Origin of the sequence: Nocardia sp. NPDC023852 (assembly GCF_040639505.1) — a bacterium.
Taxonomy (GTDB): Bacteria; Actinomycetota; Actinomycetes; order Mycobacteriales; family Mycobacteriaceae; genus Nocardia.
Map to the genome: position 1 here is coordinate 83,351 of NZ_JBFAAB010000005.1, position 12,191 is coordinate 95,541.

The window sequence follows — 12,191 nt, forward strand, 5'->3', positions numbered from 1 at the left end:
CGTCAACACGCCCCTACCCGGCCTGGTGCGAGCCGAAGGGAAATCTGATCAGCGCGACTTCCGAACAGACTCTTGACTCATTCCAGAAAGCGGACAAGACTTGCGGTCGTGCCAACAACCTCGGAGTTCCAGCAGATGCTGCGGGGAGTTTCGCTGCGCGTGACCCGTCCCCGGGTCGCGGTGCTGAGCGCGGTGCACGACCACCCGCACGCCGACACGGATTCGATCATCCGCGCCGTGAGGTCCGATCTGCCCGAGGTGTCCCACCAGACGGTCTACGACTCGTTGAACGCGCTTACGGCCACCGGCCTGGTCCGGCGTATTCAGCCGTCCGGCTCCGTGGCACGTTACGAGTCGCGGGTCGGCGACAATCACCACCACGTCGTATGCCGGGCGTGCGGGGTGATCGCCGATGTCGACTGCGCCGTCGGCGGGACCCCATGTTTGACCGCGTCCGATGACCACGGGTTCTCGATCGACGAGGCCGAGGTCATCTACTGGGGCATGTGTCCCGACTGTGCGGAATCACAGCCTGTCCGATCACGTCCTTGATCGCAGCCAACATCACTCATTCAGGAAGGAATCCTGTGTCATCCGATAGCCGTCCGCCCAATCCTGACACCAAAACTCAGAGCGCAAGCGAGAGCGAGAACCCCGCGATCCCGTCCCCCACCCCGAAGACGGAGCATCGCCCCCGCTCCAACACGGACTGGTGGCCGGAGCAGATCGATGTCTCGGTGCTGCATGCCCACTCGTCCAAGGCCAACCCGCTAGGTGAGGACTTCGACTACGCCGAAGAGTTCAAGAAACTCGACGTCGATGCCCTCGAGGCCGACGTCACAGCAGTCCTGACGAATTCGCAGGACTGGTGGCCGGCCGACTACGGCCACTACGGCGGCCTGTTCATTCGGCTGAGCTGGCACGCGGCGGGGACCTACCGCATCGCCGACGGCCGCGGCGGCGGCGGTCAGGGCGCCCAGCGCTTCGCGCCGCTCAACAGCTGGCCGGACAACGCCAACCTGGACAAGGCTCGTCGACTGCTGTGGCCGGTCAAGCAGAAGTACGGCAACAAGATCTCGTGGGCCGACCTGCTGGTGTTCGCCGGCAATGTGGCCCTGGAGTCGATGGGGTTCAAGACCTTCGGCTTCGGTTTCGGTCGCCCCGATATCTGGGAGCCGGAAGAGGTCTTCTGGGGACCAGAGGACACCTGGCTCGGTGACGAGCGCTACAGCGGTGACCGTGAGCTATCGAGTCCTCTCGGCGCCGTCCAGATGGGCCTGATCTACGTGAACCCGGAAGGGCCCAATGGTCAGCCGGATCCGGTGGCCGCGGCACGGGATATCCGGGAGACGTTCGGCCGCATGGCGATGAACGACGAAGAGACCGCCGCACTGATCGTCGGCGGCCACAGCTTCGGCAAGACGCACGGTGCCGGCAACGCCGACCTGGTAGGTCCCGAACCTGAAGGCGCCCCGATCCAGCAGCAAGGCCTCGGCTGGAAGAGTGCCCACGGCACGGGTAAGGGTAAGGACGCCATCACCAGCGGCCTGGAGGTCGTCTGGACGTCCACCCCGACCAAGTGGGGGAACGGCTTCCTGCAAAACCTGTACGGCTATGAGTGGGAGCTGACCAAGAGCCCCGCCGGGGCATGGCAGTGGAAGGCGAAGGACGGCGCCGGCGAGGGCGCAATCCCAGATCCGTACGGTGGGCCGGCGCGCACCCCGACGATGTTGACCACCGACCTGGCGCTGCGGGAAGACCCGACCTACCGGGAGATCACACGTCGCTGGTTGGATCACCCCGAGGAGCTGTCCGAGGCGTTCGCCAAGGCGTGGTACAAGCTGCTCCACCGCGACATGGGTCCGATCAGCCGCTACCTCGGGCCGCGGGTTCCCGAGCCGCAGCTGTGGCAGGATCCGGTTCCCGCCGTCGACCACGAGCTGATCGACGAGCAGGACATCGCGGCCCTGAAGAGCAAGATCCTCGAGTCCGGCCTGTCGGTTGCGCAGCTGGTCAAGACCGCTTGGTCATCGGCGGCGAGCTTCCGTAGCACCGACAAGCGCGGCGGTGCCAACGGCGCTCGGATTCGACTCGAGCCGCAGAAAGACTGGGAGGTCAACGAGCCGGACGAGCTGGCCAAGATACTGCCGGTGCTAGAGCAGATCCAGCAGGACTTCAACAGCTCAGCCCCTGGCGGCAAGAAAGTCTCGTTTGCGGACTTGATCATTCTGGCCGGTTCTGCCGCGGTCGAGAAGGCGGCCAAAGATGCGGGGCACGACGTCGCGGTGCCATTCGCGCCGGGGCGTACGGACGCATCGCAGGAGAACACCGATGTGGAGTCGTTCGCGGTGCTCGAACCGCGGGCCGACGGGTTCCGTAACTACGTGCGAGTCGGCGAGAAGGCTCCGCTGGAGCGCCTGCTGCTCGAGCGGGCGTACCTGCTGGACGTGACGGCTCCGGAGCTGACAGTGCTGATCGGCGGCCTGCGCGCCTTGGATACCAACTATGGCGGCAGCAAGCACGGCGTGTTCACCGACCGACCGGGCGTGTTGACGAACGACTTCTTCGTCAACCTCCTCGACCAGAACACGGAGTGGAAGGCGTCCGAGTCGACGGAAAACGTCTACGAAGGTTTCGACCGGTCCTCCGGCCAGGCCAAGTGGACGGCCACCGCCAACGACCTCATCTTCGGGTCGCACTCGGTGCTCCGTGCGATAGCCGAGGTGTACGCGCAGCACGACGCAAAGACGAAGTTCGTGAACGACTTCGTCGCCGCGTGGGTCAAGGTGGTCGACAACGATCGATTCGACCTCGCCTGATCTGTATCGATGGTTCCAGGCCGGCCCTTTAGGGCCGGCCTGGAACAGTATCGCCGCCCATCTGGCCGCCCGATCAGATGGCCGAGCCCTCGTCCCTGGCCCTCCCCCGGTCATATCAACGCCCGGCTTGCCACCCGGACCGTCCGAAGGATGGTTCTGATCAGAACTGTCGGTCAGTTCTCGTGATGGTCGACGGTCGGATGTGTGCCGGTGGCCAAGAACAGGGTGCGGCGCCCGACCTGGACGGTGTGGTCGGCGAAACGCTCGTAGTAGCGGCCGAGCAGAGCGAGGTCGACCGCTGCGGTGGTTCCGGCGTCCCAATCTTCGGCCAGGATGCTCGTCAGCACGGCATGGTGCAGGCGGTCCATGGTGTCGTCCTGACCATCGAGTGCGGCGGCGTCGCCAGGATCCCGGGACTTCAGCACCGCGGCGGCGGTGGTGGCCATCGCTATCGCGGCCGCACCCATCCGCGCCACGATCGGGCGCACCAGCTCCGGTACCGCGTGATCGGGGTGGCGTCGCCGCGCGATCTCAGCGATGTGGTCGGCCAAGGCACCCATCCGGGTCAGATCGCCGACGAGTTGGATAGCGGTGACCACTTGGCGCAGCTCGCTTGCCACAGGTGCTTGCAAAGCAAGCAAGGTGACTGCGGTGTGTTCGCAGCCATCGCGCATGGTGTCGATCTCACGGCAGATATCGATCGCCTGCTCGGCCTGCGTCACGTCCGCGGTCAGCAGTGCGTTCGTCGCGGCGGCGATAGCGGCGCGGTCACGCACGCACATTGCGTGTAGTTGCGCAGCGAGATCGTCGAGGCTTTCATGAAAGCGAGTCCGCATAACTCATCCTGACCCATCAGACGGTGGGAAGTCGGCGGGCCCGAAGCCATTGTGCGCGACGGGCAAGATTTGGACCGCCACAAGCAGTCGGATCGTCGGCGCAACCGGAGGCGGTCAGCCAGCTCGGCCGAGTTCGACCTGTCAGACTCACGATCCTCGATCGAACCCGCTTGTGCGCGTCGCACCCCTTCCTTCGGAGGGGGGTCGCCGTAGCACTCGCCGAAAATCGTGCGGATATGGGGTAGTTGGCTGGTAGGGGCCGGTTTTTGTGTTCGCGGTGCGGATGTGGCGGGTTGGTGCTTGGCTGGGTGGCGATGAGGCTGTTCGGCGCGGGTGGAGGCTTGGGTTCGTGGCGACGCGGGTGTTCGCGGACGAGGAGCTGGAGCGTCTGCGGGGGTTCCCGGAGATCAGTCGTGAGGAGTTGTTCCGATATTTCGCGTTGACCCCGGCTGACCTGGCGTTCGTGGATCCGGGCCGGGGTCCGGCGGACCGGTTGGGCCTGGCTGTCGCGTTGTGCACGCTGCCGTGGCTGGGGTTTGTTCCGGATCGGCTGACGACTGCCCCGCCGGTGGCGGTGGCCCGTTTGGCCGAGCAGTTGCGGGTGGATCCGGTGGAGATCGGCTCGTATGGTCGGCGTGCGAAGACTCGTACCGAGCATGTGCGGCTGGCCGCACAGTATCTGGGCTGGCGCCCGGCCGGGGCGATGGAGTTCAAGGAGCTGGAGGAGTTCCTGCTTGCGCGGGCGATGGAGCACGATTCGCCGACGTTGTTGTTCCGGCTGGCGTGTGAGTATCTGATCTCGGCGCGGGTGATCCGGCCGGGCCCGGTGACGGTGGTGGAGCGGGTCGCGCACGCCCGCCACCAGGCCCAAGCCGAGACCTACGACCGGTTGGCCCACGAGTTCACCCCGCAGCGGTGCGCGGAGCTGGACGCGCTGCTGAATATCGATCCGTCGATCGGGGTGTCACGGTTGCGGTGGCTGTCGACCGGGCCGGTGGAAGCCTCCGCGACGGCGGTGAAGGCCGAGGTCGACAAGCTGGGATTCCTGCGCGACCTGGGTGCCGACACCGTGGACCTGTCGGTGCTGCCCGCGGAGCGGCGCCGGTTTCTGGCTACGATGGGCCGACGCCTGACCCCGCAGGCCCTGGAGCGCCGCGATCCGCAGCACCGGTACCCGATCCTGCTGACGGTGCTGGCATAGTCGGCCACCGATGTCCTCGACGAGGCGGTGGCGCTGTTCGACCAGGCCATCTCGACGAAGTTCAGCACCGCCGAACGCCGGATGCGCGAGGGACTTGCCGAACGCGGTAAGTCCGGAGAGGACCGTCAGGCTCTGCTGGACGAGCTGCTGGCGATCATCAACGACCCGTAGATTCCTGATGAGGCGGTTGGTGGTCTAGTACGTGGTGACCGGATCGGGTGGGAGCGGTTGCGGGTCGCCCTCGCCCAGGCCAAGCCTCGGCTGCCGCGCGATCATGGGCATCTGGCGGCGCTGGACGGCTCATATTCGTATCTGCAGCAGTTCACTCCGGCGGTGTTGTCGGCGGTGCGGTTCGCCGGCGGTACCGTGGCGACCGAGCTGCTGATCGCAGTGGACATGCTGCGAAAGCTCAACGCCACCGGCCGCCGCAAGGTATTCGACGACGCTCCGGCCGGGTTCGTGCCGACCAAGTGGCGCGGCTACCTCGACGCAAATCGGGCAGCGCCACCGCCTACCGGCACTACTGGGAGTTGTGTGTGCTGCTGGGGCTGCGGGACGGGCTGCGCAGTGGGGATGTGTATGTGCCGGGGTCACGCCGGTATGCCGATCCGGCCGCCTACCTGCTCACCCCGGCGCAGTGGGAGCCCCAACGCGTCGAATTCTGCCGCCTGGTCGGCAAATCCGCCGACCCCGCCCAAGCGCTGGCCACCGCGACCGACGAACTACACGAAGCGGTCGGGGAGCTGGAAACCGTGCTGCCGAAGGCGAGGGACCGGTGCGCCTGGATGAGGACGGGGATCTGGTGATCTCGCCGCTGACTGCGGAAGAGGTGCCGGAGGAGGCGAAGGCGCTCAAGGCCGAACTGACGGAGATGCTGCCGTTCGCGCCGATCGTGTCTTTGCTGATCGAGCTGGACAAACGCACTGGCTACCTGGGCTGCTTCGCCCACGCAACCGGCAAACAAACCCGCACACCAGAGCTGAAGCGGAATCTGATCGCGGTGCTGCTGGCCTATTCGACGAACCTGGGGCTGACCCGGATGGCCGAAGCCTCCGGCATCTCCTACGACATCCTGGCCTGGACCAGCGAGTGGTATGTGCGGGAGGAGACGCTGCGGGCGGCGAACCTGGCGATCATCGACTACCACCAGAAGTTGCCGCTGACCGCGGTATTCGGCGCCGGCACCCTGTCCTCATCGGATGGGCAGCGATTCCCGACCCGCGGCAAGTCGATCACCGCCCGCGCGCTGAACCGCTACTTCGCAGGCGAGGGCCTGTCCACTTACACCCATGTCACCGATCAGCACGCCACCTACGGCACCAAGGTCATCGTCGCCACGAAGCGGGAAGCGCACTACGTGCTCGACGAAATCCTCGGCAACGCCACCGATCTGCCGATCACCGAACACGCCATCGACACCCACGGCGTCACGCTGGTGAACTTCGGACTGTTCGACCTGCTCGGGTTGCAGCTCTCGCCCCGGATCCGGGACCTGGGCCGGATCACCCTGTACCGGCCGGGTTCCCGTGCCGAGACCGAGGCCCGGTTCCCGTACGCGGGCCCGCTGATGACCCGGAAACTGAACCTGGATCTGGTCGCCGAGCACTACGACGACCTGCTCCGGCTGGCCGGATCACTGAAATTCTGGCATGCCACCGCATCCCTGCTGGTCGGCAAGCTGTCCGCGTCCGGCCGACAGAACGCACTCGCGGCTGCGCTCAAGGAGTACGGGGCGCTGCGCCGCACCATCTACGCCGCGAAATACCTGTCCGACCCTGACTATCGGCGCAAGTCCAGTCAGCTCGACAAGGGCGAGTCCCTGCACGCCCTGCGCCGGGACATGCTCTATGCCCACGAGGGCATGATCCGGGCCCGTCATCTGGAGGGCCAGACCGAACAAGCCTGGTGCCTGACCCTGGCCACGAACGCCGTCATCGCCTGGACCACCGAGTATTACGGACTCGCAGTCGAGCAGTTGCGCCGCGCCGGACGGCGCATCGACGACGAGGTACTGGCGCATACCTCGCCGGCCCACAGCGAGAACATCAACTTCTTCGGCGCGATCGAAGTCGATATCGATGCCGAACTCGCCCAGCTCGGCCCCGCTGGCTACCCGCCGCTGCGGGTCCGCGACACCCTGTTCTGAGACAGTTTGCTCGACGGGCCCGCCACGGCCGACTCGAAACCCACACGAACGGTCGAACGCGACCGGTCACGACGGCGCACATCAGGAACCGGCGGCGGCGTTGATGGCGGCGGTGTCCAGGACTCGTTCCCGGGCCTCGTCGCGGGTGACGGCGAGCATGGCCTGCCCCAAGCGCAGGCTGGTCGTGACATGGCCGGGGATGATCCGCCGCAACAGCGGGTACAGCGGCGTCGCCACCCGATACAACGCGACATAGGCCTTGGTCTTGGCCCGGGTTCCGGGCAGGGGCACGATGAACGCGGGCCGGAACATATAGGCGCGTTCGGACAGGGCGAGCAGTGCGTTCTCGGTCTCGCCCTTCACCCGCGCCCACATCATGCGCGATGTGGCGGTGCTGTCGGTTCCGGCGCCGGAGACGTAGCAGAACACCAGGTCGGGGTTGGCGTCCAGCAGCGCACGGGCCGCGGCGAGGGTGTAGTCGTAGGTGATGGTTCGGTAGTCGGTTTCGCTCATGCCGACCGCGGAGGTGCCCAGGCAGAACAAGCAGGCGTCATAGCCGGGGAGTTCGGCCTGGATCGGGGTGAATTCGGTGAAGTCGTCGTGGTGGATCTCGCGCAGCTTCGGGTGGGTGCGGCCGGTGGCGGAGCGGCCGATCACCAACACGTCGGTGACCGTGTCGTCGAGAAGGCAGGCTTGCAGTACGCCTTGGCCGACCATGCCGGTGGCGCCGAAGACAATGACGCGCATCGGGTTCCTGTTCTGTGGTGTGCCGGCGAATCGGTCAGTCGAAGTAGCTGACGCCGGTCAGGTCTTCGGAGACCTGCCACAACCGTCGCGCCAAATCGGGGTCGTGGGACTGCTTGCTCGACGAAACCGGCTTCGGGTGGCCGCGCAGGCCCCCGAGACCGTCGGGGCCGTAGTACTGCCCGCCCGTCACACCGGGGTCGGTCGCCGCGCGCAGGGTCGGCAACGCGCCCATCGCCGCGGATTGGGAGAACAGCTTCATGGCGGGGCCCTCGATCACCGCGGGCAGGTGTCGGCCCAGTTCGGTGTTCGATCCGCCGGGGTGGGCGGCGACGGCGATCGTGGCCTGGTCGGCGCCGGCCAGACGGCGCTGGAGTTCGTAGGTGAACAGCAGGTTGGCCAGCTTGGATTGACCGTATGCGGCAAGGCGGCTGTAGCCGTGAGCGAAGTTCAGGTCATCGAAGTGGATCGCCGCGCGGATACGGTGCCCGAAACTGCTGACCGTGACTACGCGCGAGCCGGGCACGGGCAGCAGCGTGTCGAGTAGCAGGCCGGTCAGGGCGAAGTGCCCGAGGTGGTTGGTGCCGAACTGCAACTCGAATCCGTCGGTGGTGGTCTGTTTGGGCGGATACATCACCCCGGCGTTGTTGATCAGCAGATCGATACGCGGATGGCCGGCCTTGATCTCGGCGGCCGCCGCCCGCACCCCGTCCAGCGATCCCAGATCGAGGTGCTGCAACTCCACGCGGGCATCGGGCGTTGCGGCGGTGATCCGGTCCGCGGCGGCCTTGCCTTTGTCCAGGTTGCGCACGGCCAGCACAACGTGTGCGCCTTTGGCGGCCAGTGCGGTGGCCGTTTCGAATCCCAGCCCGGAATTCGCGCCGGTGACGACGGCGGTACGTCCGGACTGGTCGGGGATGTCGGTGGTAGTCCACTTCGCCATGGGATTCCTCCTGGGTAGTATGGGACAAGCGGAATGACCACTCCGCTTGTATTTCAACTATACGGAACGTGCGCCCCGTTTGCCAGGCGTGCGGGAGATGATCCACGTGACCAAGCCCAAACCGCTGCGTGCGGACGCGATACGCAACCGGGAAGCAGTCCTCGAGACCGCCTACCAGAGCTTCGCCGCCGAGGGATTGTCGATCCCCATCGATGAGATCGCGCGCCGCGCCGGAGTCGGTGCGGGCACCGTCTACCGGCACTTCCCCACGAAGAACGCCCTGTTCGCCGCCGTTATCGATCATCGACTGACCCAGATCGTCGCCGCGGGGCGCGCACTGCTCGACGAGGGCGATCCGGGGCAGGCGCTGCCGGAGTTCATCCGCGCGATGGCGTTGCACTGGGGCGCTGCCGATCAGGGATTGTCCCAGGCAATCGCCGGCGACGGGATCGACATCGACACCGTCGTCCCCGATATCGAAGCCCGGTTCATGGGTCTACTCGGCGAACTCCTCACCGCCGCGAAACACGCCGGTACCGTCCGCGCCGACCTGACCGTACGAGAAGCCAAGGCCATCATCGTGGCCTGCCAGGCCACCCAAACCCACACCCCCGATGTCGCCGATCGTGTCACCGCCCTCATCCTCGACGGGATCCGGCCCCCGACGTGATGGCCAGGGGTGGGTCGATAACGAACGTTTCTGTCCCAGATCCGACGCCTGACATCGGGTCCACGAACCCCCAGCTCGCCGGAACCGGGAAATCGAGTCAGAACCCGCGTGCGAAATCTACGGGACTAAAACGGACGTGTCAGCCCTTTGTGGGACAGTTCCGGCATGGCTCGGTTCGGATACGCGCCAGTCTCCACGCGCGGACAAAAAGACGACTCCCAGATCGACGCACTCACCGCTGCCGGGTGCGAACGGATCTGGGTCGACAAAGCCTCCGGAAAGCTCGCCCGGCGCCCCGAATGGGACAAATGCTTCGACCACCTACGCCGCGGCGACGAGCTGGTGATCACCCGGCTCTCACGCCCGTTCCGGTCCGTGCGGCACATGACCGACACTCGCCGCCCAACTCGACGAGCGAGGAATCGATCTGGTGGTTCTCAAACAAGGCATCGACACCACCACCCCGGCCGGAAGGTTCCTGTTCCACGTCATCGCCGCCATGGACGAGATGACCGCCGACCTCATCAGCGAAGGCACCCTCGAAGGACTCGAATCCGCCCGAGCCCGCGGCCGTATCGGCGGCCGCCCGCCAGCGCTGACCGAACTACAGGCGCTCGAGGCACGCCAGATGTACGACGAGACCGACGAACACGGCAAACGCCGCTACACCGTCGCCCAGATCGCCGAAACCTTCGGCGTCTCCCGCAAAACCATCTACCGCCACCTCGACCGCAACCACCTATAACCAGCAGCTACGCCATATCCGCCCGATTTTCGGCGAACTCTCCGATTTGCCCGGCCCCGCCGCAGGCGCAAACCGTCTTGACCACGTCCTGTCAACCACTCTTAATCGTGACGCTTCGGCATTTTCTGCGAACTGATCCGGAACGTCGGGCCATATCGCAGACCCTGGCGCGGTCGTGCCGCGGATTGGTAGGCCGCCATGAGGGTAGACGCCATTCAGGAGGCGTGACATGCCGAAAGAATGGACAAAATGGAAGACAGACAATACCGACCACGTCAAGCACTTCACGAAAGATCGTGGCGCGCGCACGGAACGTGCGAAGGAGATCGCCGCCCGCACGGTGAACACGAACCGCGCGCAGGAGGGGGGGCGAAAACCGCCAGCCGCTCGCTACCGCTGCTGTGGACCGCCATTCGCCGGACTGCTCCAGCTCCTTGTCGGAGCCCGGGTGCAGCGTGGAAATTGTCCACGAAAGTAATTGTGGAACAGTCGGATAGGAACTTCCCGTCTGCGCTCCGCATCCGATCTCGGTGAGTGCGCGTTCGACGCGGCTCTCCGCCCCGTGGTTCCCTATTACTCGTCTTTTGCCGGTTCGGGCGTGGATTCTTCGGCACTGATCGCACTGTTTCAACAGATCGAAGGAGAGCCGCATGTCAGCGCAACATCGTCAATACGTCCTCCTACTGGACGCAGGACGCAACGGTAGCACCACTCCGGAGGCGATTCGGGTGAAGTTCTTCGACTGGCTGGAAACTGCCGACGCCCACGTCGTTCAGGACGGCGGCGCGAATCGACTGGTCATTTCCACGTCGCCGGAAGTAGCCGAACAACTCACACACCTCGATTACATCCTTCACGTCGAGCCATATGCGTAGCAAGTGCGTGCGCATCCCTCGGAAAAGCCGCGCACCGGTGCGCCTGGCCCCACGGTGCGGGCGCTGCTCATATGGCAGCATTCCGGTGTCGCACAACCGAATCCGGGTACCTCGATGTGAGCCGGGTAGTGACCTCGGGATCGAAAGGAAATCGGATGGTAGGCAACCCCCCGATTCTCGCAGCCGTGGACGGCTCCACCAGCTCTTTCCAGGCCGTCGCCTGGGCTGCCGTGGAAGCCGCACTGCATCACAGCCCATTGCACATCCTCACCTCGGTGGCAATCCCGACCGGCTTCGGTCCGGGAATGTCGCTTGCGGAGGCGGATCTGGAAAGGCTGCGCAGCGATGGCGACCGGATCCTGGCCGAGGCAACACGTGTGGTGCGCACGGCCGGGCTCGGGGCCGAGCCGACCATCACCACCGAGGTGACGTTCGAGTCGATCACGCCCACGCTTATCGAACGCTCCAAGCACACCAGAATGCTGGTCGTCGGCAGCCGCGGCATGGGCGCATTCCGACGTGGGTTACTCGGTTCGGTCAGCACCGCCACCTCTCAGCATGCCCGGTGCCCGGTCGCGGTGATCCACGGCACGTCCGCGATCGACGCTGCCTCCGCGAGCCGGCCCGTCCTCGTCGGCGTCGACGGCACCGACAACAGTGTGCCAGCCATCGATCTGGCATTCGAGGAAGCCTCCCTGCGCGGCGTCGGCGTCGTTGCCCTGCACGCCTGGAGCGACGTAACAGGCCTGGATCTGCCGATCGGGGACTGGGCCGACTTACATCGCCAAGAGCAAGTCGTGCTAGCCGAAAGCTTGGCGGGCTACAACGCCAAATACCCCGATGTCCCAGTCCACCGCATCGTCGTCGTCGATCGGCCTGTACGCTCGCTGCTCGAGGAATCCGCGAACGCCCAACTCGTCGTCGTCGGCAGCCACGGCCGCGGCGGCTTCGCCAGCATGGTCCTCGGCTCCACCAGCAACGCCCTGCTGCATTCCGCTGAAATTCCGATGATCGTCGTCCGCTCCAAGTAGCGGGAACCCATCAACAACGGACTGACAGGGGAACCAGTATCGGGATCAAAGCCATGGTTCGGCGAAAAGGATCGGGAGACAGTCGAGCAACCTCACCGAGGAAGTGGACATTGACGGCCGCCGTGTTCCCCGATTCCGGTACCTGGGCACGGATACCGTGCCTACCGCTTGTTAGCGATCG

Annotated in this window: 9 protein-coding genes and 2 pseudogenes; 8 read left to right on the forward strand and 3 right to left on the reverse strand. The window is 65.6% G+C overall.

Annotated features, from left to right (window positions below):
* Nucleotides 1-135 precede the first annotated feature (135 nt).
* Nucleotides 136-552 carry a Fur family transcriptional regulator gene (locus tag AB0H00_RS11545; protein WP_357265084.1) on the forward strand — a complete coding sequence of 139 codons (417 nt, stop codon included), beginning with the start codon at nucleotides 136-138 and terminating at the stop codon, nucleotides 550-552.
* A 35-nt stretch (nucleotides 553-587) separates the two neighbouring features.
* Nucleotides 588-2,819 (forward strand): catalase/peroxidase HPI, encoded by a 2,232-nt coding sequence (gene katG, locus AB0H00_RS11550; protein ID WP_357264621.1) that lies wholly within the window; start codon nucleotides 588-590, stop codon nucleotides 2,817-2,819.
* 173 nt (nucleotides 2,820-2,992) lie between these two features.
* On the opposite strand, the gene phoU is transcribed toward katG, so the two are convergent.
* Nucleotides 2,993-3,655 carry a phosphate signaling complex protein PhoU gene (phoU, locus tag AB0H00_RS11555; RefSeq protein WP_357264624.1) on the reverse strand — a complete coding sequence of 221 codons (663 nt, stop codon included), beginning with the start codon at nucleotides 3,653-3,655 and terminating at the stop codon, nucleotides 2,993-2,995.
* 349 nt (nucleotides 3,656-4,004) lie between these two features.
* Here phoU and AB0H00_RS11560 point away from each other — a divergent pair.
* Nucleotides 4,005-7,002 (forward strand): annotated as a pseudogene (locus AB0H00_RS11560) (Tn3 family transposase).
* An 81-nt stretch (nucleotides 7,003-7,083) separates the two neighbouring features.
* Here AB0H00_RS11560 and AB0H00_RS11565 read toward each other — a convergent pair.
* Together AB0H00_RS11565 and AB0H00_RS11570 are read right to left on the reverse strand one after the other, a co-directional pair.
* Nucleotides 7,084-7,749 (reverse strand): epimerase, encoded by a 666-nt coding sequence (locus AB0H00_RS11565; protein ID WP_357264627.1) that lies wholly within the window; start codon nucleotides 7,747-7,749, stop codon nucleotides 7,084-7,086.
* Between the two features lie 34 nt (nucleotides 7,750-7,783).
* A complete protein-coding gene (locus AB0H00_RS11570; RefSeq protein ID WP_357264630.1) occupies nucleotides 7,784-8,689 on the reverse strand; it encodes an SDR family NAD(P)-dependent oxidoreductase in 906 nt (301 codons plus the stop codon).
* A 106-nt stretch (nucleotides 8,690-8,795) separates the two neighbouring features.
* Between AB0H00_RS11570 and AB0H00_RS11575 the strand changes: the two genes are divergently transcribed.
* From AB0H00_RS11575 to AB0H00_RS11595, 5 genes and pseudogenes are all read left to right on the forward strand, one after another.
* A complete protein-coding gene (locus tag AB0H00_RS11575) occupies nucleotides 8,796-9,359 on the forward strand; it encodes a TetR/AcrR family transcriptional regulator (RefSeq protein WP_357264633.1) in 564 nt (187 codons plus the stop codon).
* Between the two features lie 165 nt (nucleotides 9,360-9,524).
* Nucleotides 9,525-9,692 (forward strand): annotated as a pseudogene (locus tag AB0H00_RS11580) (recombinase family protein); the annotation flags it as partial.
* Between the two features lie 97 nt (nucleotides 9,693-9,789).
* Nucleotides 9,790-10,104, forward strand: coding sequence for a recombinase family protein (locus tag AB0H00_RS11585; RefSeq protein ID WP_357264636.1), 315 nt, complete (start codon nucleotides 9,790-9,792; stop codon nucleotides 10,102-10,104).
* A gap of 650 nt (nucleotides 10,105-10,754) precedes the next feature.
* Nucleotides 10,755-10,979, forward strand: coding sequence for a hypothetical protein (locus AB0H00_RS11590; protein WP_357264638.1), 225 nt, complete (start codon nucleotides 10,755-10,757; stop codon nucleotides 10,977-10,979).
* A 155-nt stretch (nucleotides 10,980-11,134) separates the two neighbouring features.
* Nucleotides 11,135-12,010, forward strand: a complete 876-nt coding sequence (locus tag AB0H00_RS11595) for a universal stress protein (protein WP_357264641.1) — start codon at nucleotides 11,135-11,137, stop codon at nucleotides 12,008-12,010.
* The last annotated feature ends 181 nt before the right edge of the window (nucleotides 12,011-12,191 follow it).